Below are 26,260 nucleotides of genomic sequence, written 5' to 3' on the forward strand. Positions count from 1 at the left end.
GACTATTGTCGGTTTCGCAAAAATTCGTTACCGAACTCAGTCGTTTACTTAGCAGGCTAACCAAACATATAACAGAGTCCTGCACACGCCTTGCTGCAGATAACAGAGATTGGAGCTAGCAGATGACTGTAAAAGTAACTGAACGCGACGATTCACATAAATCCCATGAAGGCATAGCCGCCGGTATCCGTATCTGGGATGTACATCAACAAGACATGCTGGTGGGGATGTTTCATTCCGAAACCGACGCCCACAGCTACAAGGCTGAACTGGAAAAACAGGAGCAGCAACGAGCGCTCCGATCTGCATAAGCAATGACAGCATTGAAAACGACAAACCCCGCCATGAGCGGGGTTTGTCGTTGTTGAAGCCGTTAAAGGCTTACCACATCAGATCATCAGGGATCTGATAGGCCGCGTATGGATCATCTTCGGCAGCGACTTCTTCAGTCTTGACGTTCAGCTGCACGATGCGCCGAGGATCGCGCTCCTGAATCTTCAGGGCCGCCTCACGCGGGATCACTTCGTAGCCGCCGGCATGGTGCACGATCGCCAGGAAGCCATTGCTCAACTGGTTGCGCATCAGCGTGTTGACGGAGATACGCTTGACCTTCTTGTCGTCAACGAAGTTGTAGTAGTCCTCGGTGGTCAGCTTCGGCAGGCGCGAGACTTCGATCAATTGCTTGATCTGCGCCGCGCGAGCCTTGGCCTCGACTTTCTCCTGTTGCTGACGGTTCAGCTCCTGGTCGCGCTTGACCTTCTCGGCCATGGCTTCCTGGGCGGCACGCTGCTGCGAGTCATCGAGTTCAATCTGGCCTTTATGGGCCAGGCGTTGCTGCTTCTGCTTCTCTTTGCCGACCTGTTTGGCCTGCTTTTGGTTGACCAGCCCTGCTTTGAGCAACTGGTCGCGAAGGGAAATGCTCATGGTGCTTATTTCTCACTTAGGCCACTGCTCAACCGCAGCTGGGCAAATTCTTTTCCTGACGTTTGGCTTCGCCCCACAAGGCGTCCAACTCTTCGAGGGTGCAATCTTCCATGGGACGGTGGGTGTCGCGCAATGCCTGTTCGATAAAACGGAAGCGTCTTTCAAACTTGCTGTTGGCGCCACGCAGTGCAGTTTCCGGGTCGACTTTCAAATGACGCGCCAGATTGACCACGGAAAACAGCAAATCACCCACCTCATCGGCAATCGCTGCCGAGTCATTGTCGGCCATGGCTTCGAGCACTTCATCGAGTTCTTCGCGGACCTTGTCCAGCACCGGCAAGGCGTCCGGCCAGTCGAAACCGACCTGCCCCGCGCGCTTCTGCAACTTCGCCGAGCGGGACAATGCAGGCAGCGCGGCAGGCACATCGTCGAGCAAGGACAGCTGTTCGGGCGAGGATGATTTCTCGGCGCGCTCCTCCGCCTTGATCTCCTCCCAGCGCTGCTTGACTTGGTCTTCACTCAGACGCGGAACATCCAGCGGCGCGTACAGATCACCGGTTGGAAATACGTGAGGATGGCGACGGATCAGCTTGCGGGTGATGCTGTCGATCACACCGGCGAATTCGAAGCGCCCTTCTTCCCGGGCCAGCTGGCTGTAATAAACCACCTGGAACAGCAAATCACCCAACTCGCCCTGCAAGTGATCGAAGTCACCGCGCTCGATGGCGTCAGCGACTTCGTAGGCTTCCTCAAGGGTGTGCGGGACGATGGTGGCGTAGGTTTGCTTGATGTCCCACGGGCAACCGAACTGCGGGTCGCGCAGACGGTTCATCAGGTGCAGCAAGTCTTCAAGTGAATACATCAATCAATCTCTACATCTGCAATGCGGTATGTCGGCCCAACCGTAACCCCGTAGGAGCGAGGCTTGCCCGCGAAGGCGTCATACCTGACACACCGCCTTCGCGGGCAAGCCTCGCTCCTACAAGGATCATCATCACGGTGTACGGTTACGCCGGGTTTCGATGATGTTCGGCAACTGGGAAATCCGCCCCAGCAACCGCCCCAATGCATCCAGCCCCGGAATCTCGATGGTCAGGGACATCAGCGCGGTGTTGTCCTCCTTGTTCGAGCGGGTGTTGACCGCCAGCACGTTGATCCGCTCGTTGAGCAGCACCTGCGACACGTCACGCAGCAAACCGGAACGGTCGTAGGCGCGGATGATGATGTCCACCGGGTAGGTGAGTACCGGCACCGGGCCCCAGCTGACCTGAATGATCCGCTCCGGCTCGCGCCCACCCAGTTGCAGCACCGAGGCACAGTCCTGACGGTGAATGCTCACGCCGCGGCCCTGGGTGATGTAACCGACAATGGCATCACCCGGCAACGGCTGGCAGCAACCGGCCATTTGCGTCATCAGGTTGCCGACACCCTGAATCTGAATGTCGCCGCGCTTGCCCGGTTTGTAGCCGGTGGCTTTGCGCGGGATCAGTTCCAGCTGCTCATTGCCGCGTTCCGGCTCGACCAGTTGTTGCGCCAGGTTCACCAGTTGCGCCAGGCGCAGATCGCCCGCGCCCAACGCGGCGTACATGTCTTCGGCGGTCTTCATGTTGGCCTTGTCGGCCAGCTTGTCGAAGTCCACCGCTGGCAAGCCGAGACGACTGAGCTCACGTTCGAGCAGGGTTTTACCGGCCGCGACGTTCTGATCACGCGCCTGCAACTTGAACCAGTGAACGATCTTTGCCCGTGCCCGCGAGGTGGTGATGTAACCCAGGTTCGGGTTCAGCCAGTCGCGGCTCGGAGTGCCGTGCTTGCTGGTGATGATCTCGACCTGTTCACCGGTTTGCAGGCTGTAGTTGAGCGGTACGATGCGCCCGTTGATCTTCGCGCCACGGCAGTTGTGACCGATTTCGGTGTGCACGCGGTAGGCGAAGTCCAGCGGGGTCGCGCCCTTCGGCAGGTCGATGGCATGACCGTCCGGGGTGAAGATGTAGACCCGGTCCGGCTCGATATCGACCCGCAGTTGTTCAGCCAGACCGCCGATATCACCCAACTCTTCATGCCACTCGAGGACCTGGCGCAGCCAGGAAATTTTCTCTTCGTAGTGGTTGGAGCCGGATTTGACGTCGGTGCCCTTGTAGCGCCAGTGCGCGCAAACGCCCAGCTCGGCTTCTTCGTGCATGGCGTGGGTGCGGATCTGCACTTCCAGCACCTTGCCCTCGGGGCCGATCACCGCGGTGTGCAGCGAGCGGTAGCCGTTCTCTTTCGGGTTGGCAATGTAGTCGTCGAATTCCTTCGGAATGTGCCGCCACAACGTATGGACGATGCCGAGCGCGGTGTAGCAGTCGCGCATTTCCGGCACCAGCACACGAACGGCGCGCACGTCGTAGATCTGGCTGAACTCCAGCCCCTTGCGCTGCATTTTGCGCCAGATCGAATAGATGTGTTTGGCCCGGCCGCTGATGTCGGCGTCGACGCCGGTGGCCTGCAACTCGACTTTCAGCTGGTTCATCACATCGGCAATGAAACGCTCGCGATCCAGACGCCGCTCGTGCAGCAACTTGGCGATCTGCTTGTACTGATCGGGCTCAAGGTAACGGAAGGACAAATCCTCCAGTTCCCATTTGATATGACCGATACCGAGACGGTGAGCCAGCGGCGCGTAGATGTCGAAGACTTCACGGGCAACGCGATTACGCTTTTCGTCGTCGGCGGTTTTCACCGCACGGATCGCGCAGGTGCGCTCGGCCAGTTTGATCAACGCGACGCGCACGTCGTCGACCATGGCCACCAGCATTTTGCGCAGGTTTTCGACCTGGCCCTGGGTGCCCAGCACCAACGATTGACGGGGGCTCAGGCTGGCGCTGATCGCCGCCATGCGCAACACGCCGTCGATGAGTTTGGCGACCACCGGACCGAAGCGCTGGCTGACCGCCGGCAGTTCGATCTGGCCTTCGCGCACGCCGCGGTACAGGACCGCTGCGACCAACGAATCCTGATCGAGTTTGAGGTCGGCGAGAATCTCGGCGATCTCAAGGCCGGTGCGGAAACTCGAGGTCCCTTCGGACCATAGATTCTTCGCCGCATTGGCCTGTTGTTCAGACACGCGAGCGAACTCGCACGCTTCCTTCAAGGCTTCGCGATCCAGTGCCAGATCGACACTGACCGCATGATCGAGCCAAGCCTCGAGATTGATACTGCCGTCAGTGTTGATCGGCTGGTGTGCTCTCACCTGTACCATCTTGCTTACCTTCCCTACGACGCAGATTCAATGCGTCAATTCGCTGACCTTCATTGCCCGATTGCCCTCACGGGGCTACTGCAAGAGCGGCACGGGCGGCCAGTCGGACCAGACGAGCCGTCCTAGCTCGCTTCAAATAACGCCATGGCCTCGACATGTGCCGTCTGAGGAAACATATCGAGAATCCCGGCACGTTTTAACCGGTAGCCCTGCTTGATCAATTCGACCGTATCGCGCGCCAGCGTTGCCGGGTTGCACGATACGTACACCAACCGTTTGGCGCCCAGGGACGCCAGCTTGCGCACGACCTCGAAAGCACCGTCACGCGGTGGGTCCAAGAGTACCGCACAAAAGCCTTCGCGCGCCCATTCGGCATCGGTCAAAGGCTGGGATAAATCGGCCTGAAAAAAAGTCGCATTATGAAGATTGTTGCTAGCTGCATTCGCGGCTGCTCGCTCGACCATCGCCTGCACACCTTCCACTGCCACCACTTCGCGAACGACCTTGGCCAGCGGCAAGGCAAAGTTACCCAACCCACAGAATAGATCGAGAACCCGTTCCTCCGCTGTCGGCTTCAGCCACTCCAACGCCTGGGCGATCATCGCTTCATTGACCCCGGCGTTGACCTGGATGAAATCTCCCGGTCGGTACGCCAGATTCAAGTTCCACTGTTCAAGTCGATAACCCAACGACTGGTCAGTCTCGACCGGTTGCGGTTCACCGTCTCCGTGCAGCCACAGTTGGGCTTCATGGAACGCGCAGAAATCCTTGAGGATCGTCATGTCGGCGTCGGACAGCGGCGCCATGTGCCGCAGCAACACCGCCAACGACGAACCGCTGAACAATTCCACATGCCCCAGCGCCTGAGGTTTGCTCAAGCGTCGAAGCATTTCCGGCAAGCGGGTCATGATCGGCTGCAAGGGCTGGACCAACACCGGGCATTCGTTGATGGCCACGATGTCCTGACTGCCCGCCGCGCGGAAACCGACTTCGAGCTTCTTCGCTTTCATGTCCCAACGCACCGCCACTCGAGCGCGACGGCGATAACCGAATTCCGGACCGCTCAACGGCGCTGCCCACTCTTGGGGTTCGACACCGGCGACCTTGGACAGTTGTTCGGCGAGCATGCGCTGTTTCAGGGCAAGTTGTTCAGTGTGCGGCAGATGTTGCACGCTGCAACCGCCACAGCGGCCGGCATGCGGGCACGGCGCCGGACGACGCAACTCGCTGGCCTGGAACACCCGTTCGGTGCGCGCCTCGACCACTTTGCCGTGGGCACCCAACACGCGCGCCTCGACGTCTTCGCCCGCCAGCGCGCCGAGGACGAACCAGGTGCGACCTTCGAAAAACGCGATACCGCGACCGTCATTGGCCAGGCGCTCGATGCTCAAGCGCTGCTTTTTGCCGGTCGGAATTTGCGGGGCCTTGCTGCCGCCAGTGGGTTGGAAGCGCAGGCCTCTCTCTTGCTTGGCCATCAGTTGGGCGCGTCGAAAATGCCGGTCGACAAGTAACGGTCGCCACGGTCGCAAATGATCGCGACGATCACCGCGTTTTCAACTTCCCGGGAAAGGCGCAGCATCGCTGCCACCGCACCGCCCGAGGACACGCCGCAGAAGATGCCTTCTTCGCGGGCCAGACGACGGGTCACGTCTTCAGCTTCGCTTTGCGCCATGTCGACAATGCGATCGACACGATCGGCTTGATAAATCTTCGGCAGGTATTCCTGCGGCCAGCGACGGATACCCGGAATCGCCGAGCCTTCCATCGGTTGCAGGCCGATGATCTGCACGTTGTCGTTCTGCTCTTTCAAGTAGCGCGAGACACCCATGATGGTGCCGGTGGTGCCCATCGAACTGACGAAATGAGTGATGGTGCCCTCGGTCTGGCGCCAGATTTCCGGGCCGGTGGTGGTGTAGTGCGCTTCGGGGTTATCGCCGTTGGCGAACTGATCCAGCACCTTGCCACGGCCTTCGGCTTCCATTCGCTGAGCGAGGTCGCGCGCGCCTTCCATGCCTTCTTCCTGGGTGACCAGGATCAGCTCGGCGCCATAGGCCGTCATCGCGGCCTTACGTTCGGCGCTGGAGTTGTCCGGCATGATCAGGATCATCTTGTAACCCTTGATCGCGGCAGCCATGGCCAGCGCGATACCGGTGTTACCCGAAGTCGCTTCGATCAGCGTATCGCCGGCGTGGATCTGCCCACGCAATTCAGCGCGGGTAATCATCGACAGCGCCGGCCGGTCCTTGACCGAACCCGCCGGGTTATTCCCTTCGAGCTTGAGCAAAAGGGTATTGCTGGTGGCGCCAGGCAGGCGCTGCAAACGGACCAGCGGGGTGTTGCCGACGCAATCGGCGATGGTTGGGTACTGCAAGGTCATGGCGTATTCGCAATCCAGACTGCGGGGGCGCCTATCATACCGGCAAACGCGAGCAGGCCATATCACGCAAAGTGCGGTGCTTATGGCTTATGGGAATAAGGGGCTGTTTCAGCGTTACGCTCCCACAGGGTGCGGGGTTGATCAGACGATTTGTGGTCGGCAAAGATCCACTGTGGGAGATTCTATGGTTGAGGGGAAACCCTCAACTGACCTTTGACTGATATTCGCTTTGCCCTTTCAGCAAGGCGAATGCCACCCGCGCAAGCTTGCGAGCCAGCATCACCAGCGCCTCAGTAGTGCTGAAGCCCCGGGCTCTTTGGGCTTCGTAAAACCCTTTCCAGGCTTTCGTACGGCTAGCCGACATCGCTGCATTGTGCAGAAGCCGGCGGGCCTCGGGGTCACCGCGCTTGGTCAAACTGCGGCGACCGTCCTTCTGTCCTGATTTAGACACCCGTAAATCCATGCCCAGGAAGGCGATAAACGCATCCGCGTTTCTAAAATCCCCGCGCTGAAATGCAGTTATCAAGCGAGCCCCAGTCAAAAATCCAATGCCTTCAACTTTCAGGCAACGTTTCAGTTGACCGAGTAAACCGGCTTCTTTGAGCTGATCGTTGATCGTCTTTTCGATCAGCGTTTCAAGCTGCTGCATGGACTTCACTTGTTCTGCAAAAGCCGCTTTCAGCAGCGGCTCATTCGACCAACTCTGCACCAGGCCAACCCTAGCCTGGACCAAGGCAGCCCGGCGGCGGAAGAGGCTCAGGAGCTGGCGGTACAGCGGTGATGGAGGGGTCCAAGGGCGCAACTCCTCGGCTTCGTTCTTCAGGTAACGGGCCAGCAACTTGGCGTCCAGCGCGTCGGTTTTGGCGCGGATTTTCACGCCTTCGCGATAATGTTTGAGTTCATAGCCTCCCACCATGTAAATCGCACATCCGGCCTCATAGGCCAGATCAGCAAAGTCCAGGTGATAGATGTTGGTCGCCTCAATGGCAATAGCCACCGTCCCCGGCAACGTATTCAGCCACTGCTTGATGGATGTTTTAGTGTTGGGAATCTCTTTAAGCAAATCGTTATCAGCCTGATAAATCACCAGTTCATTCTTGGCGACATCCACGCCCACGATCGGTTTTGATAGAGAGACCGGCATTGCCATGGGATTTCCTCCGAGATAAGGTTTGAGCACTTGAAGGGCTCACCCAGAGGCGCAGGCTTGTTCCTATCGTCGGTCTAGCCAGATGCATTCTTTATCGGCGCTTGGGTGAAAGGAGGAGGGGCGAAATCTCCCACAGTCTGTACTGCGTCAACAGTCAGAATCGAGCCTTGTCCCTCCTCCTCCCTTCAAGTCCTACCATACAAGCGAGCCTGCTCGCGATGGCGTCGTCACTGACGCCATCACTCTCAGCCACTAACCGAATATTTAGCCGCAGCCCACGCCCAGTGTTCTGCGCCCAAAGACTCCCGCCCTGACGTTTCACCGCATTCCTCGCAATGCTCAACCCCAACCCGAACCCGCCATCCCCCGGCCGCGAGCCGTCGAGTCGAATGAACGGACAGAAGATCCGCTCCAGATCCGCCTCAGCCACCCCGCCGCCCTCATCCTCCAGCCACAAATGCCAGAAGTCGCCGTCACGTTGCCCGCCGAAACGCACGATACCGCCACTCGGCGAATGACGAATGGCATTGCGCAGAATGTTCTCCAGCGCCTGCGCCAAGGTGTTGAGATTGCCCCGAACCCAACAGGACGAATCCACCGCGCACTGCAACTGGCTCGCCGGCCAGGCACTTTCATAACAAGCGTTTTCCGTGAGCATTTCCCACAGCGCCTGGACCTGGATCGCTTCGTCGGGCAACGGGGCGCGCTCGGTGTCGAGCCAGGCCAGTTGCAGAGTGTCTTCTACCAGCCGCTGCATGCCATCGACTTCCCGCCCGATGCGCTCGCGCAATTGCGCCAGCCCCTGCTCGCTTTCGCTGGCGACCCGCAGACGGCTCAGCGGCGTGCGCAGTTCGTGGGACAAGTCGCGCAGCAATTGCTGCTGCAGGGCCACAGTGCTTTGCAATCGCTCGGCCATGTGGTCGAAGGCCCGACCCAGCTCTCCGAGTTCATCCGAACGTTTGGTGGTGCTGCTCGACAGACGCACATTCAACTGGTCGGAGCGCCAGGCATTGGCCTGCTCGCGCAATTGATTCAACGGTACGACCAGCAGCCGATACAGGCCGACGCACAGCAACAGCGTGAACAATCCCGGGATGATGCCGTTGGTGATCACGCGCCAGAACAGCCTGTATTGGCCGGGCATGAAGCGCTGGGGCAGTTCGATGACCAGGCTGCCAGCCGTCGAATCGCCGGGAAACGGCACGCGCAGCCACGGCAGGCGTTTCTTGTGAATGGGCCAATCCAGGCCGCGCAGGAAAGTCAGTCGCTCGATTTCCTGGTCAGTGAGCGGCTGGCTGCTTAGGGACTGCAAATCACCGCTGATGACGCCAACCCAGCCTGTTTCACGCTGTTTCATGCCTTGCAGCCAGGCATCGACGCCCGCGCTCTGCTCCGAACGCCACGCCTGCTCGGCCTCGGCGGCATACCCCGTCAGAGTGACTCGGGCCTGATCCGACAGAAACTGGTTTCGCTGCTCCATGTAGCGACCCCAGGACCAGCTCAGCCAGATCATCAGCAGACAGAACGCCACTAACAGACACGCCAGTTTCCAGAACAGCGAGTGTCGGCCCGGCAAGTCAGACCATTTCATCGCCGGCACTCAACACGTATCCCTTGCCCCAGACCGTACGCACTTCCCGCTCGGTGTAGCCGATGCCCTTGAGTTTGCGGCGGATCTGACTGATGTGCATGTCGAGGCTGCGGTCATGGGCGGCAAAACCGCGTTGCAGCACGTGCTGATAAAGGAAGGCTTTGCTCAGCACTTCATCGCCATTGCGATTCAAGGTGTCCAGCAATCGATACTCGCTGCGGGTCAGGCCGGCGGCGAGTTCGCCATAGGAAACGTCACAAAGTTCGTCATCGAAACGCAGGCTGTCGACCGAGGACCCCGCCGCTGCCCGCTCCGGCCGACGGTCGAGCGCCACCCGGCGCAGGATCGCTTCGATGCGCACACGCAACTCGGCCATGCTGAAAGGCTTTGGCAGGTAATCATCGGCCCCCAGGCGAAAACCGCTGATGCGATCCGCCTCGGCGCCCAGCGCCGACATCAGCACCACCGGGGTCGAATGGCTCTGGCGCAGTTGCGTCAGCACGTTCAACCCGTTCAGCCCTGGCAGCAAAATGTCCATCAGCACCACGTCGAAGGGTTGCTGGCGGGCAATGTCCAGGCCTTCCTGGCCGTTCTGGCACCAGGTCACCTGAAAACCGCACCGGCCCAGATGCTCGTGCACATAAGCGCCGAGCACGAGATCGTCTTCAATGGACAGGATGCGGGGATGGCCAACAGAGATGGGAGTCATGAGTATCTGCAAATAATTCTCAGTTGGAGATTATTCAAGATTGCCTGACGTTGGGCAACCCAAGGTTTGCCCGTGGGGCGAAAGCGCCGGTCCGGCCGACGAATGACGACATCAATTTTACGAAGATTGCCTGCCTGCAAATCGCTACACTGGCCCGATGGCGCGTGCCGGACGCACGTGCAGGTCAATCAATAGCTGGATGCAGGAGAGATGCGTGCTCAAGAAACTGGGAATTAAAGGCCGCGTGCTGTTGCTGACCCTGTTGCCGACCAGCCTGATGGCGCTGATCCTGGGTGGCTATTTCACCTGGATGCAGCAATCCGACCTGCAAACCCAACTGATGCAGCGCGGTGAGATGATCGCCGAACAGCTCGCGCCCTTGGTGGCTCCGGCCATGGGTCGCAAAGACAACGAGCTGCTGGAGCGTATCGCCACCCAGTCGCTGGAAACACCGGACGTGCGCGCCGTGACCTTCCTCGCCGCCGACCGTACGCCCGTAGCCCACGCCGGCCCGACCATGCTCAACCCGGCGCCGTTGGGCAATGGCTCAAAGATGCTGCGCCACAGTGGCAACGATGCGACACGCTATCTGCTGCCGGTCTTTGGCAAGCACCGCAACCTTGCCGGCGACCTGATACCGGATGAAGCCGACCGACTGTTGGGCTGGGTCGAACTCGAACTGTCCCACAGCGGCATGCTGCTGCGCGGTTACCGCAGCCTGTTCGCCAGCCTGCTGCTGATCGGCGCGGGCCTGGCCGGCGCAGCGCTGCTCGCCTTGCGCATGGGCCGGACCATCAACCGGCCGATCAGCCAGATCAAACTGGCGGTAGCGCAACTCAAGGACGGCCATCTGGAAACCCGTCTGCCACCCCTTGGCAGTCAGGAACTGGATGAGCTCGCGTCCGGCATCAACCGCATGGCCGGCACGTTGCAAAACGCGCAGGAAGAGTTGCAGAACAGTGTCGACCAGGCCACCGAAGACGTGCGCCAGAACCTGGAAACCATCGAGATCCAGAACATCGAACTGGACTTGGCGCGCAAGGAAGCCCTGGAAGCGAGCCGGATCAAATCCGAGTTCCTGGCCAACATGAGCCATGAAATCCGCACCCCGCTCAATGGCATTCTCGGCTTTACGCACCTGCTGCAAAAAAGCGAGCTGACCCCGCGTCAGCTCGACTACCTGGGCACCATCGAAAAGTCCGCCGACAGCCTGCTGGGGATCATCAACGAGATCCTCGACTTCTCGAAAATCGAGGCCGGCAAGCTGGTGCTCGACAATATTCCGTTCAACCTGCGCGACCTGCTGCAGGACACCCTGACCATCCTCGCCCCGGCCGCCCATGCCAAACAGCTTGAGTTGGTGAGCCTGGTGTATCGCGACACGCCGTTGTCGCTGGTGGGCGATCCGCTTCGGCTCAAGCAGATCCTCACCAACCTGGTGAGCAACGCGATCAAGTTCACTCGCGAAGGCACCATCGTCGCCCGGGCCATGCTCGAAGAAGAACACGAAGACAGCGTGCAACTGCGCATCAGCATTCAGGACACCGGCATCGGCCTGTCGAACCAGGATGTGCGCGCGCTGTTCCAGGCGTTCAGCCAGGCTGACAATTCGCTGTCCCGACAGCCAGGAGGCACGGGCCTGGGTCTGGTGATTTCCAAGCGCCTGATCGAACAGATGGGCGGCGAGATCGGTGTCGACAGTACGCCGGGCGAAGGTTCGGAATTCTGGATCAGCCTCAGCCTGCCCAAGACCCGCGACGACGCCGAAGACCTGCCCGGCCCGCCGCTGCTCGGGCGCCGCGTCGCGGTGCTGGAAAACCATGAACTGGCCCGTCAGGCCTTGCAGCATCAGCTGGAAGATTGCGGCCTGGCCGTCACGCCGTTCAATACCCTGGAAAGCCTGACCAATGGCGTGACCGGCGCGCATCAGACCGATCAGGCGATCGATCTGGCGGTGCTCGGCATCACCAGCAACGACATGCCACCGGAGCGCCTCAACCAGCACATCTGGGACCTCGAACACCTGGGCTGCAAAGTGTTGGTGCTGTGCCCGACCACCGAACAGACACTGTTCCACCTCTCGGTGCCCAACCCGCACAGTCAGCTTCAGGCCAAGCCGGCCTGCACCCGCAAGTTGCGTCGGGCATTGTCCGATCTGGTCAACCCGCGCCAGCAGCGCAGCGAGCCCGGCGAACCGGTATCGAGCCGCGCGCCGAAGGTGCTGTGCGTCGACGACAACCCGGCCAACTTGTTGCTGGTGCAAACCCTGCTCGAAGACATGGGTGCCAAGGTGCTCGCGGTCGAAAGCGGTTACGCGGCAGTCAAAGCAGTGCAAAGCGAGACTTTTGACCTGGTGTTGATGGACGTGCAAATGCCCGGCATGGACGGACGTCAAAGCACCGAGGCGATTCGTCAGTGGGAAAGCGAGCGGCATTGCACGCCGCTGCCGATCGTCGCCCTCACCGCCCACGCCATGGCCAACGAAAAACGCGCGCTGCTGCAAAGCGGCATGGACGACTACCTGACCAAACCGATCAGCGAACGGCAACTGGCCCAGGTGGTGTTGAAGTGGACAGGCCTGGCGTTGCGCAATCACGGGCCGGAGCGTTCCAGCGACAGCCATGGCGGCGCCCATGAATTGCAGGTGCTCGACCACGACGAAGGCTTGCGCCTGGCCGCCGGCAAGGCCGATCTGGCCGCGGACATGCTGGCGATGTTGCTGGCCTCCCTGGAAGCTGATCGCGAGGCCATTCGCCTGGCCCGGGAAACCAATGACAACAACGCCTTGATCGAGCGCGTCCACCGCCTGCACGGCGCGACTCGTTATTGCGGCGTCCCGCAACTGCGTGCCGCCTGCCAGCGCAGCGAAACCCTGCTCAAGCAACAGGACCCCAAAGCCCCCGGTGCCCTGGAAGAACTCGACCGTGCGATCAACCGCCTGGCCGCCCATGCCCGGATAAACGCTTGATGCAGCGCAATGGCGCCGGCCAGCATCGGCGCTAAGCTCACCGGGTTCTGTTCGTCGCGGCATCATTCCAGGTGTGGGAGACCCTCGCCACAGCCGTTCGCACAATGGAACGGTGCGCGGCCACACAGGACTCGAAAAAAATCAGGAGGACCGTATGCGCACGATTCTTTTCAGCAGCCAGACCTACGACCGTGACAGTTTTCTCGGCACCGAACTGCCTGCCGGTATCGAGCTGCACTTTCAATCGGCGCGGCTGAGCCTCGATACGGTGGCGCTGGCGGAGCATCACGAGGTGGTCTGCGCGTTCATCAATGATGACTTGAGCGCGCCGGTGCTGGAACGTCTGGCAGCGGGCGGCACACGCTTGATCGCCCTGCGCTCGGCCGGTTACAACCATGTCGATCTCGCGGCGGCGAAGCGTTTAGGGCTGTCAATTGTGCGGGTCCCGGCATACTCGCCGCACGCGGTGGCCGAGCACGCGGTGGCGCTGATCCTGGCGCTCAACCGTCGCCTGCACCGTGCCTACAACCGTACCCGCGAAGGGGATTTCAGCCTGCACGGCCTGACCGGTTTCGATTTGGTGGGCAAGACGGTCGGCGTGGTCGGCACCGGGCAGATCGGCGCAACCTTCGCGAAAATCATGAACGGTTTCGGTTGCCGGTTGCTGGCCTACGACCCCTACCCCAATCCGCAGGTCGAAGCCCTCGGCGCCCGCTACCTGAGCTTGCCGCAATTGCTGGCCGAGTCGCAGATCATCAGCCTGCACTGCCCGCTCAATGAGCAGAGCAAACACTTGATCAACCGTGAATCACTGGCGCACTTGCAGCCCGGCGCGATGTTGATCAACACCGGACGCGGCGGCCTGGTGGACACGCCGGCGCTGATTGATGCACTGAAGGACGGCCAATTGGGGTATCTGGGGCTGGATGTCTATGAAGAGGAAGCGCAGCTGTTCTTCGAGGACCGCTCCGACCTGCCGCTGCAGGACGATGTGCTGGCGCGGCTGCTGACCTTTCCGAACGTGATCATCACCGCGCACCAGGCCTTCCTGACGCGCGAAGCGCTGGACGCAATTGCCACGACCACCCTGCAGAACATCGCAGCCTGGGCGGCTGGCACGCCGCAGAATCAGGTCGAGGGCTGAGCCGGTCAGGCCTTGGACAAGAGAATCATCAGGCCCAGCCAGCCGAAACCCAGCAAGCGTTGCCCCACGGAATGCCCGCGACGCAGCAGGAACCAGACAAAAAACGGCGGCAGAAAGAAAATCATCAGCTTCAGCCACAGTTCCACCGGACGCACGCCGTTGGAGACCGGCACCGGCGCCGCCATCTCGATTGGGGCTGCGGTTTTGCGTTTACGCCCGAATGCGGCCGGGGTCACCCTGGCCACTTTCTCATCCTCCGGTAAACGCCCGAAAGAAAGGGGTGCCTGCACAGGCGCTGCCGTCGAAGTGGCCGCTTGCACCGTTCCCGCCGGTGCACCGCAATGAATGCAAGCAGGCGCCGTGGAGCTGATGCGTTGCTTGCACTCATAACATTCGATTAACGCCATGTCCGTTCCTTAGAAATGCAAAAGCGGCAGTGTGCCATGAGTCGACCGATGATTTGAACCAGATCGAAGGTCATCTGCCCGCGCCATGCTGCGAGCAGGCCCGTGATAGCATACCGCGCATATTTGGAGGACCCATGGTCGAACACGATTTCCGCTATAGCCTGATGAACCCGCAACACACCCTCACCGAATGCCGCGCCCTTGTGCCGGGGCGTTATCAAGTCACCGGCAACGGCGGCTCGATTCGTAATAACGACGTGCTGGTCGTGACCCTCAAAGGTGCCAAGGACCTGTCCATGCGCCTGACCGTGGAAACGGTTCGCCACTTGATCAACCCGCCCGGCCAATGGGTCGCAGTGGCCAGTGGCCCGGTGTTCGGCGAATTGGCGATCCACACCTGGAAAGTCAACTGCGACAGCTGCGCCAAAGAGCTGAGCTTTGAGTTTGCGGTCGATGCCAAACTGGGCAACAAGGCAGAAAAACCTGCTGCCACTGCGCGCATTGCCGAGCTGGGCTGGAACACCGTTGGCGAGAAGCACCTGTGCCCGACCTGCCAGGAGCCCGCGTGATGAAACACCTCGCCCTGACCGCCCTGGTTGGTGCCAGCCTGCTGGGCTGCGCCGCCGAGCCGGTGAAATTGCAACAAAACCGCAGCTACATCCTGGAATGGATCGGCGAACGTCCACTGATGGATTACAGCCACCTGACCATCACCCTCGGTGAAGACGGTCGGGCTTACGGCAATGGCGGCTGCAACCACTGGTTTGCACCGTACACGCTCGAAGGCGACAAGCTGAGCTTCGGCAAAATCGGCAGCACCCGCAAAATGTGCGCGCCAGCCGTGATGGAGCAGGAAAAGCGCTTCATGCAGGCCCTGGAAAATGTGCAGCGCTGGGATGTTTCGCCGATCGAACAGATGCGCTTCTGGCCGGCCGAAGGCAAGCCGTTGCGTTGGTGGCTTGAAGAGGGTTGATAACCCCGAGCTGTGGCCAAGTGAATACCTGTGGCGAGGGAGCTTGCTCCCGCTGGGCTGCGCAGCAGCCCTAAAACCCGTCACCTCGGTTCATCAGGAACACCGTTTGCTGCGCAGTCGAGCGGGAGCAAGCTCCCTCGCCACAAGATCCATGCGCAGTCACTTGACCGCTTGCAACGCCTCAAGCTTGGCCATCACCCCCGCCGCCGTCTGCTCGCCCATTAATTGCTCGCGTACCTTGCCTTTGTTGTCGATGATGTAGGTCACCGGCAACGCTTCGCTGCGCGGCAACTCGAAAAGATCCGCCGGGTCCGACGCCAGTACGGTGAACTTGATTCCCAGTTTCTCGCTGGCGCTTTTCAGCTCTTCCCCCTGCACATTGTCGAAATTGACCCCGAACACACCTATCTTCTTGTCCTTCAACTGATCCGCCAGCGTATTCAACTCCGGGATCTCGGTACGGCACGGGCCGCACCATTCCGCCCAGTAGTTGAGCACCACCCATTGGTTGTCCAGACGTTCGGCGGCGACTTTCTGGCCGTTCTGGTCGATGCCATAGTCGTTGCCACAGCCCCCCAGCATCAACGTACCGATGATCGCCAATGCTGCTGCCAGTCGTCTTGTCATGTCGTAATCCTTGTTCAAAATTGAATGCGCCTGCGACCCATCGCCTCCCGAGGTTCTGGATTACGCGCTGCACAGTTAGAATAGCCGCCACCTTACGCAAGATGCGACCCGCACATGACCGATCTGACGCTTTATCACAACCCGCGCTGCTCGAAATCCCGCGGTGCGCTCGAACTGCTGGAAGCCCGTGGCCTGACCCCGACTGTGATCCGCTACCTGGAAACGCCGCTGGACGCCACGCAAATCCAGAGCCTGCTGACCAAACTCGGCATCAGCGCCCGGCAACTGCTGCGCACCGGCGAGGACGAATACAAGACTCTCAACCTGGCCGACAGCAGTTTGAGCGAGGAGCAATTGATCGCCGCCATCGCCGCCAACCCGAAACTCATGGAGCGACCGATTCTGGAAGTCGGCGACAAAGCCATCATCGGCCGTCCGCCGGAGAATGTGCTGGAGTTGCTGCCGTGAGCGCGCCGTACATTCTGGTTCTGTATTACAGCCGTAGCGGCTCGACCAATGAAATGGCCCGGCAGATTGCCCGTGGTGTCGAGCAGGCCGGGATGGAAGCGCGCTTGCGCACGGTGCCGCCGATCTCCACCGAATGCGAAGCCGTGTCGCCGGACATCCCCGATGAAGGCGCGCTGTACGCCAGCCTCGACGACCTGAAGCACTGCGCGGGCCTGGCCATGGGCAGTCCGACCCGGTTCGGCAACATGGCCGCGCCGCTCAAGTACTTCCTCGACGGCACCAGCAATCTTTGGCTGACGGGGGCGCTGGTGGGCAAACCGGCCGGGGTATTCACCTCCACCGCAAGCCTGCACGGCGGTCAGGAAACCACGCTGCTGTCGATGATGTTGCCGTTGCTGCACCACGGCATGCTGATTACCGGCCTGCCGTATAGCGAATCGGCCCTGCTGGAAACCCGGGGCGGCGGCACGCCGTATGGCGCCAGTCATCACGCCGGGGCGGATGGCAAAAGCGGTTTGAACGAACATGAAGTCGCGCTGTGTCGGGCCTTGGGCCTGCGTCTGGCGAAGACTGCGCAGAAACTGGGGAACTGACGTGGCGAAAAAGCCGAAGATTCTGCCCTCGATCGAATGGCTCGAACCGCGGGTCCGGGCGATGCGCGCGATCAGCCTGCTGTGCTTTTTCGGGCTGGTGGGGCTGCTGTGCGCCTATTATCTGGTATTTGCCGACCTGCACGGCGCCCGGCCGTGGGTGATTTTGCTGATCGAACTGGTGCCCCTGCTATTGCTCGCACCGGGGATGATCATCGGCAGCGCACGCGGGCATTCGTGGATGTGTTTTGTGGTGAATCTGTATTTCATCAAGGGCGCACTGGCCGCGTATGACCCCAATCGGCAGCTGTTTGGCTTGCTGGAAATGGGCGCGAGCCTGGCGGTGTTTTGCTCGGCGCTGTTGTATGTGCGGTGGCGGTTTCAGTTGAATCGCAAGTTGGCGGGTGAAGGCGAGATCTCCGCCGCCTGATCTGACGCCTTCGCGGGCAAGCTTCGCTCCTACAAGGGCTGCACCGCACCTGTAGGAGCAAAGCTTGCTCGCGAAGGCCACGACTCGGTCTTAATGATTGACGGTGTACGCCAGCATCATCGAAATCTGGCTCATCGGCCGGCCGCCACTCTGTTCATGCCACTGGTTGAACACATCCTGCACCAACGCCAGGTCCCGCTGGCTGGTCGGCACCTTGTCGACGATCTTCTGCGCGTTCAGCCCCGCCACCACGTCATAGCTCGGCACAAACGTATCCTTGCCGACCATGCGCAAGAAACGCGGCGCCGACAACCCGCCCAATTGATGGCCGCGCTTTTTCAGGTACGTCCACAGCCCGACGATGTCCGTCACCGGCCAATCGGCGATCAATGCGCCGAAGCTGCCCTTCTCATGCGCCACGTCCAGCACGAACTGCGCATTGCGCGGCACGCTCTTGAGCTTGCCCAGGTGTCGGATGATCCGCGCGTCCTGCATCAGGCGCTCAAGGTGTTCGGCGCTCATCAGCACCACCTTTTCCGGGTCGAACTTGAAGAACACTTCTTCGAACGACGGCCACTTGGCGTCCACAAGGCTGTGTTTGAGGCCGGCGCGAAACACGCGCAGGGCCATGGTCGAGAGATAACGATCGTCGCTGATCTTGCGCAGTTGCGTCGGGGTCTTGGGAACGGGCAGATGGGCTTCCAGTTCAGCTGCTGAACCGAAGCGATTCAGACAGTATTCGTGCAGCCACTTGTAATCGCGCATGCCCTCTCCTGGAGGTTGAAACAAAAAACAATTGCAGGAGTGAGCCTGCTCGCGATAGCGGTGTGTCATTCAACGTTGATGTCGACTGACACGACGCAATCGCGAGCAGGCTCACTCCTACAGTTTCTGATTAGAGGTTGACCACGTTGACGAACCGCGAAGCGGCGGTTTCGTCGATCTTGAGGCTGGTGAAGTCGAACAGGTTACGGTCCGCCAGTTGCGACGGTTGCACGTTCTGCAAGCTGCGGAAAATGCTTTCGGTGCGGCCCGGGGTCTTGCGTTCCCACTCTTGCAGCATGTCCTTGACCACCTGACGTTGCAGGTTTTCCTGGGAGCCGCAGAGGTTGCACGGGATGATTGGGAATTGCTTGAAGTCCGAGTAGGCCTGAATGTCTTTTTCGTTGCAGTAGGCCAGTGGCCGGATCACCACATTGCGGCCGTCGTCGGCGCGCAGCTTCGGCGGCATGGCCTTGAGCGAACCGTTGAAGAACATATTAAGGAAGAACGTCTCGACGATGTCGTCGCGGTGGTGACCGAGGGCCATTTTGGTCGCGCCGATTTCGTCGGCAAAGGTGTAGAGCGTGCCGCGACGCAGGCGCGAGCACAACGAGCAGGTGGTCTTGCCTTCCGGGATCAGCTCCTTGACCACCGAGTAAGTGTCTTTCTCGACAATGTGGTACTCGATGCCCAGCGTTTTCAGATAGGCCGGCAACACGTGTTCAGGGAAGCCTGGCTGTTTCTGGTCCATGTTCACGGCCACGATCTCGAACTTGATCGGAGCGACCTTCTGCAAGTGCAAGAGCACGTCGAGCATGGTGTAGCTGTCCTTGCCACCGGACAGGCAGACCATGACCTTGTCGCCGTCTTCAATCATGTTGAAATCGGCAACAGCCTCACCCGCCTGACGGCGAAGGCGCTTTTGCAGTTTGTTCTGGTTGACCGTGAGAGTGCCCATGACGCGAGATCCGTAAGGTGTGACGAAAGGCCGGCATTTTACGCAAAAACCCACCGTCGGCGAAGTGCCTGGCGACTGCACTTTATCTGAGCTGAGCATACCCCTGTGGCGAGGGAGCTTGCTCCCGCTGGGTCGCGCAGCGGCCCCAAAACCATCCTGCACCATCGGGTCAGTCAAACCCCGTCGGCCGTTTTTGCGACGGCTGCGCAGCCGAACGGGAGCAAGTTCCCTCGCCACATAGGTCGCGCAAGACCCTACGGCGATTAACAGCAGGGTTTACAGCGCAATTTGCTCTAACGCCCTACAACCTGCGTCGTGAAGACCTTTCTATACTGCGACATAAGGTCGCATACATATCCAGACCTTTTACTTACTTGGCCACTTTGGCCTGTAGGCGCTCCACTGGGGGGCGACGGTAAAAACAAGAGGAGTGACTGGCATGATCCATCACGTAGTGGGGCTCTTCACCCACCCCGACCAGGAATGGAAAGAAATCCGTGGCGACCAAGAGGAAAGCATCAGCCACATGTACCTGACTCACACGCTGATTCTGGCGGCAATTCCCGCTGTGTCGGCGTTTATCGGCACCACTCAGGTCGGCTGGGTCATCGGCAATCGAGCGCCGGTCATGTTGACCCAGGAAAGCGCGCTATGGATGACGATCATGTCGTACCTGGCGATGCTCGGCGGCGTCGCGGTCATGGGCGCATTCATCCACTGGATGGCCCGTACCTATGACGCCAATCCAAGCCTGGCACGCTGCGTTGCATTTGCGACCTATACCGCGACCCCGCTGTTCATCGGCGGTCTGGCGGCGCTGTACCCACATATGTGGCTGGGGATGATCGTCGGAACGGCGGCCATCTGCTACACGGTGTACTTGCTGTATGTGGGGCTACCCACTTTCATGAACATTCCATCAGACGAGGGCTTCCTGTTTTCCAGTTCGGTACTTGCCGTAGGCCTGGTGGTGCTGGTCGCCATCATGGCGTTTACAGTGATTGTCTGGGGACTCGGCGTGGGGCCGGTCTACACCAATTAGCAACTCACCACCCAAAAACAAGATCTGCCAACACAGGCCGCCGCAAGGCGGCCTTCTAATGTGTGAGGGGTAACGACCATTCGGCGCCTCGGCGATTCGCAAGGCCCCGGGGTTGCGGCATACTCGACGTCTCTGGAGATCCATCAAGCATGCCCGAGCAACTCAATACCCGCGTCGAAGACTGTTATCAGCTGGCCGAATCCTTTTTCAAACGAACTTTCAAACGCCCCGTGGTGAGCCTCAAGCTGCGCGGTCAAAAAGCCGGTGTCGCGCATTTGCACGAGAACCTGCTGCGCTTCAATCCGCAGCTGTACCGGGAAAACACTGAAGACTTCCTCAAGCAGACCGTGGCCCACGAAGTCGCGCACCTGATCGCCCATCAACTGTTCGGCGACCGCATTCAGCCGCACGGTGAAGAGTGGCAATTGATCATGCGCGGCGTGTACGAACTGCCGCCCAATCGCTGCCACACCTACGACGTCAAACGCCGCAGCGTGACGCGCTACATCTACAAATGCCCGTGCGTCGACAGCGATTTCCCGTTTTCGGCCCAGCGCCATGGTCTGGTACGGCAAGGGCGGCGGTATTTGTGCCGGCGGTGCCGCAGCACGTTGGTGTTCAGTGGGGAGATGCGGGTCGAGTAGTCAGATTTGTGGAGTCTGGTCTGGCCTCATCGCGGACAAGCCCGCTCCCACAGGTATTGATTTCGAGCACAAGCTTTGTGAACGACACAGATCCTGTGAGAGCGAGGCTTGCCCGCGAAGAGGCCGGTACAGACGCTAGAGAATCACCTTGGCACGGCGCAATTCTGCAATCCGCTCAGCACTCATCCCCAACTCCCCCAACACCTGATCCGTATGCTGTCCCAACACCGCGCCGATATGCCGCGGCTCCGGCAATCCCTCTGAGAATTTCAACGGGCACGCCATCTGCGCCTGCGCAGAACCGTCCCCCCGCGGCACCTGCGTCACCAACTCCCGCGCCTGCAACTGCGGATGTTGCACCGCCTCGGCCAAACTCAGCACCGGCTCGACACACGCATCGACCCCGGCAAACAACTCGCACAGTTGCGCAAAGTCATGTTTCTCGAATTCGGCTTTCAACTCATTCTTCAGTACCTGTTGCTCGGCGGGTTTGGGCGACAGGCCCTTGGCCGCCAGCTCCGGCCGCCCCAGCGCGCTGCACAGTTGCTGCATGAAGGCCGGTTCCAGACTGCCCACCGATAACCAGCGCCCGTCCCGCGAACGGTAGTAGTCGTAGAAGCTGCCGCCATTGAGCATCTGATCCTCCCTGCCCGGCTCCACACCACAGGCCAGGTACCCGGCGCCGGCCATGGCGTTCAGGCTGAAGGCGCAGTCGGTCATGCTCACATCCAGATGCTGCCCCACCCCGCTGTGCTGGCGAGCGATCACCGCCGCCAGCAACCCGATCACTCCGTGCAACGAGCCGCCGGCGACATCTGCCACCTGCATGCCCAATGGCAACGGCCCGCTCTCGGTGCGGCCGGTGTAGCTCGCCAGCCCCGCCAGCGCCAGGTAGTTGATGTCGTGACCGGCGCGGTCCTTGTAGGGGCCGCTCTGGCCATAACCGGTAATCGACACGTAGATCAGCCGTGGATTGATCGCCTTCAAGGCTTCATAGCCCAGGCCCAGGCGTTCCATCACACCGGGGCGGAACTGTTCCAGCACGATGTCGTGGTCCGCCAGCAATTGCTTGATCACCTCCAGCGCCTCGGGCTGCTTGAGGTCCAGCGCCAGGCTGCGCTTGTTGCGATTGAGGTAGGCGTGGCTGGCCGACACCCCGTGATCGTGCGGCGGCAACACCCGGAGCAAATCCATACGGGTCGGCGATTCGATGCGCAGGACTTGCGCGCCCATGTCCGCCAGCAACAACGAGGCAAACGGCCCCGGCAGCAGCGTCGAGAAATCCAGAACCTTGAGTGATGCCAGTGGACCGGGCATGAGCGACCTCCGTGAACGATGCCTCCAGCCTAGGCAGGCAAACGCATTGCAGCAATCACCTGAAGTGTCAGCAGCTGTGACCGTTGCGCTCAAATCACGGGCAAGAAAAAACCCGCCGAAGCGGGTTTTTCAGTGCAGCCAGTCTTACTTGACGTTGCTAGGGGTTGGGCCTTCGGCCACGCCCAGGTCGTCTTCTTCACGGGTGTCGGAGATACCGCGACCGCCGGAAGCCAGCTCGATTTGCAGCTTGTCTTCGTCCAGCTCTTTGACCCACTTGGCCACGACCAGGGTCGCAACAGCGTTACCAACGAGGTTGGTCAGGGCGCGGGCTTCGGACATGAAGCGATCAATACCGAGGATCAGCGCCAGGCCGGCCACCGGCAGAGTACCTACAGCCGACAGGGTAGCCGCCAAGACGATAAAGCCACTACCAGTCACACCCGCTGCACCTTTGGAGGACAACAGCAGCACCAGCAGCAAGGTGATCTGGTGAGTCAGGTCCATCGGGGTATCAGTCGCCTGAGCGATAAACACAGCCGCCATGGTCAGGTAGATAGAAGTACCGTCGAGGTTGAACGAGTAACCCGTCGGGATCACCAGACCCACAACCGATTTCTGCGCACCCAGGCGTTCCATTTTGATCAGCATGCGCGGCAGAGCGGATTCCGAAGAGGAAGTGCCCAGTACGATCAGCAGTTCTTCACGGATGTAGCGAATCAATTTGATTACGCTGAAGCCGTGCGCGCGGCAGATGCCGCCCAGTACCACGAGCACAAACAGGATGCAGGTGATGTAGAAGCAGATCATCAGCTGACCGAGTTGCACCAGCGAGCCAACACCGTAGGCACCGATGGTGAAAGCCATCGCACCGAACGCGCCGACTGGAGCGAGCTTCATGATCATGTTGATGATGTTGAACATCACGTGGGCAAAGCGATCGATGAAGTCCAGAACCGGCTTGCCGTAGGCACCCAGGCGATGCAGGGCGAAACCGAAGATCACCGAGAACATCAGCACTTGCAGGATGTCGCCGTTGGCGAAGGCGCCGACGATGGTGTTCGGGATCACATTGAGGATAAAGGCAACGATGCTCTGGTCTTTACCGGCCGAGATGAAGCCAGCGATTTTGCTGGTGTCCAGAGTCGTCACATCGATGTGCATGCCGGCGCCCGGCTGCACGACGTTGACCACGACCAGACCGATCAGCAAGGCAATGGTGGAGACGATTTCGAAGTACAGCAGCGCATAGCCACCGGTCTTGCCGACCGATTTCATGTTCTGCATGCCGGCGATACCGCTGACGACCGTACAGAAGATGATTGGCGCGATGACCATTTTGATCAGTTTGATGAACCCGTCACCCAGTGGCTTGAGGGCCACACCGGTCTGCGGATAGAAGTGACCGAGCAGGATGCCGATGGCGATAGCAACGATCACCTGGAAATACAGGGATTTATACAGTGGCTGACGAGTCGTCATTGCAAAGTTCCTCAAGAGTGCCCCGTGACAACATCCGTCTGTTGCCCAAGACACTTCAATTGCGAACCCTCCTGCACTGGAGGGATTTGTTTTGTCGAGCTGCGCAACGGCAGGCATCTGCTTGTTGTATCGCAAGGCCCGTGCCACCTTTAAAAAAATGCCTGCATGCCTTTTGACATCAAGGGTTACAGGTCCAGCCTTGCCACTGACGGGTTACCACAATGTGGCGGATTTCCGCCCATCGACCAGGTCTCGTCCTACAATTTGGCGGATATCCGCCTGTTCATAACGAGGGTCGACAGCTACCATCCGTCGTTCATTGGGTCGGACCTGCCTGCCATGCGTGAACGCACCATCGCCAGTCATTTCGCCCGTGCCGCATTAGGTGGCGCGCGTCGGTTGGGTTATGACTATTCAAATCTGCTGCAACAACTCGGCATCAGCCCCGAGTTGCTCGATGAGCCACGGGCGCGAATTGCGCCGGAGCAGTTCACGCGATTGATCCAGGCGTTGTGGCTGGCCCTCGACGACGAATACCTCGGTTTCGGGCCGACGCCCAGTAAAACCGGGACCTTCGCAATGATGTGCCACGCCGTGATTCACTGCCGCAACCTCGATAAGGCGCTGCATCGCGGTTTATTGTTTTACAGCCTATTCCCTGACGGTCCGCGCCTGACCCTGACCCGCGAAGACGAATGGGTCCGCCTGAGCCTCGACGACTCAAAGTTCCAGGACCCTGATCATTTCCTCACCGAAAGCCAACTGATGGTGTGGCACCGTCTTGGCAGCTGGCTGATCGGCCAGCGCATTCGGCTGGAGCAGGCGACGTTCAGTTATCCAAAGCCCGAACACGGCGCCGAATACGATTTGCTGTTCCCCTGCCCCATGGAGTTTTCCACGGCGCAGAGCAGTTTGCTGTTTCACAGCCGCTACCTGCACATGCCGTTGTTGCAGGACGAACGCACGCTCAAGCATTTCCTCCAACATTCTCCCGCCGACCTGCTCTCGCGCCCGGATGACGGCGACAGTCTGAGCAGCCAGTTGCGCCGCTTGCTCAGCCGCGACAGTGCACGCTGGCCGGACCTGGAAGCGGTGGCTGCGCACCTGCACATCAGCCCGCAGACGTTGCGTCGGCACTTGCGCGAAGAAGGGTCGAGTTTTCAGGAATTGAAGGATCAGTTGCGCCGGGACATTGCGATTTATCACCTGGGGCGAGCAGATCTGTCGTTACAGCAGATTGCCGAGCAATTGGGGTTTTCCGAGCCTTCGGCGTTTCATCGGGCGTTCAAAAAATGGACCGGGTTGACGCCGGGCGCCTATCGCGCGCAAGAGAACTGAATCTGCGTTGAATTGACTGGCCTCATCGCGAGCGGGCTCGCTCCTACATGTGATCGGTGTGAACGCAAATGATGTATTCACTGAAGATCTCCTGTGGGAGCGAGCCTGCTCGCGATGAACGATGACGCGGTCTGCCTGAACGAACGACTACGGCGGATCGAGCCTGTCCAGCATCCGAAACTGATTTTTGGGTTGAGTTGACTGGCCCCATCGCGAGCAGGCTCGCTCCTACAGGTGATCGGTGTGAACGCAAATGATGCATTCACTGAAGATCTCCTGTGGGAGCGAGCCTGCTCGCGATGAACGATGACGCGGTCTGCCTGAACGAACGACTACGGCGGATCGAGCCTGTCCAGCATCCGCAACTGATTTTTGGGTTGAGTTGACTGGCCCCATCGCGAGCAGGCTCGCTCCTACAGGTGATCGGTGTGAACGCAAATGATGCATTCACTGAAGATCTCCTGTGGAAGCGAGCCTGCTCGCGATGAACGATGACGCGGTCTAGCTGACTGAACGACTACGGCGGATCAAGCCTGTCCAGCATCCGCAACTGATTTTTGGGTTGAGTTGACCGGCCTCATCGCGAGCAGGCTCACTCCTACAGGTGATCGGTGTGAACGCAGATTATGCATTCACTGAAGATCTCCTGTGGGAGCGAGCCTGCTCGCGATGAACGATGACGCGGTCTAACTGACTGAACGTCTACGGCGGATCAAGCCTGTCCAGCATCCGAAACTGATTTTTGGGTTGAATTGACCGGCCTCATCGCGAGCAGGCTCGCTCCTACAGGTGATCGGTGTGAACGCAAATGATGCATTCACTGAAGATCTCCTGCGGGAGCGAGCCTGCTCGCGATGAACGATGACGCGGTCTACCTGACTGCACGACTACGGCGGATCAAGCCTGTCCAGCATCCGAAACTGATTTTTGGGTTGAATTGACCGGCCTCATCGCGAGCAGGCTCGCTCCTACATGTGATCGATGTGAACGCAAATGATGCATTCACTGAAGATCTCCTGTGGGAGCGAGCCTGCTCGCGATGAACGATGACGCGGTCTACCTGACTGCACGACTACGGCGGATCAAGCCTGTCCAGCATCCGAAACTGATTTTTGGGTTGAGTT

25 protein-coding genes are annotated in these 26,260 nt (G+C 59.9%); 11 read left to right on the plus strand and 14 right to left on the minus strand.

Annotation, left to right across the window (positions count from 1 at the left end):
* The first annotated feature begins 122 nt into the window (after window positions 1–122).
* Window positions 123–311, plus strand: coding sequence for a hypothetical protein (locus RHP74_RS22885; protein WP_010457086.1), 189 nt, complete (start codon window positions 123–125; stop codon window positions 309–311).
* 70 nt (window positions 312–381) lie between these two features.
* On the opposite strand, the gene RHP74_RS22890 is transcribed toward RHP74_RS22885, so the two are convergent.
* From RHP74_RS22890 to RHP74_RS22925, 8 genes are all read right to left on the minus strand, one after another.
* Window positions 382–924, minus strand: a complete 543-nt coding sequence (locus RHP74_RS22890) for a DUF2058 domain-containing protein (protein ID WP_010457087.1) — start codon at window positions 922–924, stop codon at window positions 382–384.
* A gap of 28 nt (window positions 925–952) precedes the next feature.
* Complete coding sequence (mazG, locus tag RHP74_RS22895; RefSeq protein WP_311096349.1) at window positions 953–1,786, minus strand: nucleoside triphosphate pyrophosphohydrolase; 834 nt, start codon at window positions 1,784–1,786, stop codon at window positions 953–955.
* A 132-nt stretch (window positions 1,787–1,918) separates the two neighbouring features.
* On the minus strand, window positions 1,919–4,162 hold the full coding sequence (gene relA / locus RHP74_RS22900) for a GTP diphosphokinase (RefSeq protein WP_010457093.1): 2,244 nt from the start codon (window positions 4,160–4,162) through the stop codon (window positions 1,919–1,921).
* 122 nt (window positions 4,163–4,284) lie between these two features.
* Window positions 4,285–5,637: a 23S rRNA (uracil(1939)-C(5))-methyltransferase RlmD gene (rlmD, locus tag RHP74_RS22905; RefSeq protein ID WP_102595529.1), complete on the minus strand. Its 1,353-nt coding sequence runs from the start codon at window positions 5,635–5,637 to the stop codon at window positions 4,285–4,287.
* Window positions 5,637–6,539 (minus strand): cysteine synthase CysM, encoded by a 903-nt coding sequence (gene cysM, locus RHP74_RS22910; protein ID WP_042932649.1) that lies wholly within the window; start codon window positions 6,537–6,539, stop codon window positions 5,637–5,639. Before cysM ends, rlmD begins: the two co-directional genes overlap by 1 nt.
* A 202-nt stretch (window positions 6,540–6,741) precedes the next feature.
* Window positions 6,742–7,689, minus strand: a complete 948-nt coding sequence (locus RHP74_RS22915; protein WP_042932411.1) for an IS110 family transposase — start codon at window positions 7,687–7,689, stop codon at window positions 6,742–6,744.
* Between the two features lie 154 nt (window positions 7,690–7,843).
* A complete protein-coding gene (locus RHP74_RS22920) occupies window positions 7,844–9,280 on the minus strand; it encodes a sensor histidine kinase (protein ID WP_311096350.1) in 1,437 nt (478 codons plus the stop codon).
* Window positions 9,267–9,989, minus strand: coding sequence for a response regulator transcription factor (locus RHP74_RS22925; RefSeq protein ID WP_311096351.1), 723 nt, complete (start codon window positions 9,987–9,989; stop codon window positions 9,267–9,269). Before RHP74_RS22925 ends, RHP74_RS22920 begins: the two co-directional genes overlap by 14 nt.
* Window positions 9,990–10,203: 214 nt before the next feature.
* Here RHP74_RS22925 and RHP74_RS22930 point away from each other — a divergent pair, with 214 nt between their 5' ends.
* The gene (locus RHP74_RS22930) at window positions 10,204–12,957 is read left to right on the plus strand and encodes a response regulator (protein ID WP_010457103.1); all 2,754 of its coding nucleotides are present in this window, start codon (window positions 10,204–10,206) and stop codon (window positions 12,955–12,957) included.
* A 154-nt stretch (window positions 12,958–13,111) separates the two neighbouring features.
* Window positions 13,112–14,101: a 2-hydroxyacid dehydrogenase gene (locus tag RHP74_RS22935; protein WP_102595526.1), complete on the plus strand. Its 990-nt coding sequence runs from the start codon at window positions 13,112–13,114 to the stop codon at window positions 14,099–14,101.
* Between the two features lie 5 nt (window positions 14,102–14,106).
* On the opposite strand, the gene RHP74_RS22940 is transcribed toward RHP74_RS22935, so the two are convergent.
* Entirely contained in the window at window positions 14,107–14,508 is a 402-nt protein-coding gene (locus RHP74_RS22940) for a hypothetical protein (RefSeq protein WP_311096352.1), read from the minus strand.
* Window positions 14,509–14,642: 134 nt separating this feature from the next.
* Between RHP74_RS22940 and RHP74_RS22945 the strand changes: the two genes are divergently transcribed.
* Together RHP74_RS22945 and RHP74_RS22950 are read left to right on the plus strand one after the other, a co-directional pair.
* The gene (locus tag RHP74_RS22945; RefSeq protein ID WP_169856602.1) at window positions 14,643–15,077 is read left to right on the plus strand and encodes a hypothetical protein; all 435 of its coding nucleotides are present in this window, start codon (window positions 14,643–14,645) and stop codon (window positions 15,075–15,077) included.
* A complete protein-coding gene (locus RHP74_RS22950) occupies window positions 15,077–15,481 on the plus strand; it encodes an META domain-containing protein (protein WP_077749203.1) in 405 nt (134 codons plus the stop codon). The genes RHP74_RS22945 and RHP74_RS22950 overlap by 1 nt, the downstream gene beginning before the upstream one ends.
* Before the next feature lie 159 nt (window positions 15,482–15,640).
* Here the strand turns inward: RHP74_RS22950 and RHP74_RS22955 are convergent, their stop codons facing one another.
* Window positions 15,641–16,108: a TlpA disulfide reductase family protein gene (locus RHP74_RS22955; RefSeq protein WP_077749202.1), complete on the minus strand. Its 468-nt coding sequence runs from the start codon at window positions 16,106–16,108 to the stop codon at window positions 15,641–15,643.
* A gap of 114 nt (window positions 16,109–16,222) precedes the next feature.
* Between RHP74_RS22955 and arsC the strand changes: the two genes are divergently transcribed.
* Genes arsC through RHP74_RS22970 form a run of 3 tightly spaced genes read left to right on the plus strand, consistent with a single transcriptional unit; the run spans window position 16,223 to window position 17,596 of the window.
* Window positions 16,223–16,576 (plus strand): arsenate reductase (glutaredoxin), encoded by a 354-nt coding sequence (arsC, locus tag RHP74_RS22960; protein ID WP_311096353.1) that lies wholly within the window; start codon window positions 16,223–16,225, stop codon window positions 16,574–16,576.
* Window positions 16,573–17,169 carry an NAD(P)H:quinone oxidoreductase gene (gene wrbA / locus RHP74_RS22965; protein ID WP_010457117.1) on the plus strand — a complete coding sequence of 199 codons (597 nt, stop codon included), beginning with the start codon at window positions 16,573–16,575 and terminating at the stop codon, window positions 17,167–17,169. The genes arsC and wrbA overlap by 4 nt, the downstream gene beginning before the upstream one ends.
* Before the next feature lies 1 nt (window position 17,170).
* Entirely contained in the window at window positions 17,171–17,596 is a 426-nt protein-coding gene (locus RHP74_RS22970) for a DUF2069 domain-containing protein (protein WP_010457118.1), read from the plus strand.
* Between the two features lie 90 nt (window positions 17,597–17,686).
* Here the strand turns inward: RHP74_RS22970 and RHP74_RS22975 are convergent, their stop codons facing one another.
* Window positions 17,687–18,361 (minus strand): DNA-3-methyladenine glycosylase I, encoded by a 675-nt coding sequence (locus tag RHP74_RS22975; protein WP_311096354.1) that lies wholly within the window; start codon window positions 18,359–18,361, stop codon window positions 17,687–17,689.
* A 130-nt stretch (window positions 18,362–18,491) separates the two neighbouring features.
* Window positions 18,492–19,316, minus strand: coding sequence for a tRNA 2-thiocytidine(32) synthetase TtcA (gene ttcA, locus RHP74_RS22980; protein ID WP_010457122.1), 825 nt, complete (start codon window positions 19,314–19,316; stop codon window positions 18,492–18,494).
* Between the two features lie 439 nt (window positions 19,317–19,755).
* Between ttcA and RHP74_RS22985 the strand changes: the two genes are divergently transcribed.
* Window positions 19,756–20,358: a Yip1 family protein gene (locus RHP74_RS22985; RefSeq protein ID WP_010457124.1), complete on the plus strand. Its 603-nt coding sequence runs from the start codon at window positions 19,756–19,758 to the stop codon at window positions 20,356–20,358.
* A gap of 149 nt (window positions 20,359–20,507) precedes the next feature.
* A complete protein-coding gene (locus RHP74_RS22990; protein WP_010457127.1) occupies window positions 20,508–21,002 on the plus strand; it encodes a SprT family zinc-dependent metalloprotease in 495 nt (164 codons plus the stop codon).
* 135 nt (window positions 21,003–21,137) lie between these two features.
* Here RHP74_RS22990 and RHP74_RS22995 read toward each other — a convergent pair whose 3' ends face one another.
* Together RHP74_RS22995 and RHP74_RS23000 are read right to left on the minus strand one after the other, a co-directional pair.
* A complete protein-coding gene (locus RHP74_RS22995) occupies window positions 21,138–22,319 on the minus strand; it encodes a CaiB/BaiF CoA-transferase family protein (protein ID WP_102595524.1) in 1,182 nt (393 codons plus the stop codon).
* Window positions 22,320–22,463: 144 nt separating this feature from the next.
* On the minus strand, window positions 22,464–23,798 hold the full coding sequence (locus tag RHP74_RS23000; RefSeq protein WP_311096355.1) for a dicarboxylate/amino acid:cation symporter: 1,335 nt from the start codon (window positions 23,796–23,798) through the stop codon (window positions 22,464–22,466).
* Between the two features lie 339 nt (window positions 23,799–24,137).
* Between RHP74_RS23000 and RHP74_RS23005 the strand changes: the two genes are divergently transcribed.
* A complete protein-coding gene (locus RHP74_RS23005) occupies window positions 24,138–25,136 on the plus strand; it encodes an AraC family transcriptional regulator (protein WP_083377274.1) in 999 nt (332 codons plus the stop codon).
* The last annotated feature ends 1,124 nt before the right edge of the window (window positions 25,137–26,260 follow it).

The organism is Pseudomonas sp. SG20052 (assembly GCF_031766055.1).
Lineage (GTDB): Bacteria > Pseudomonadota > Gammaproteobacteria > Pseudomonadales > Pseudomonadaceae > Aquipseudomonas > Aquipseudomonas mandelii.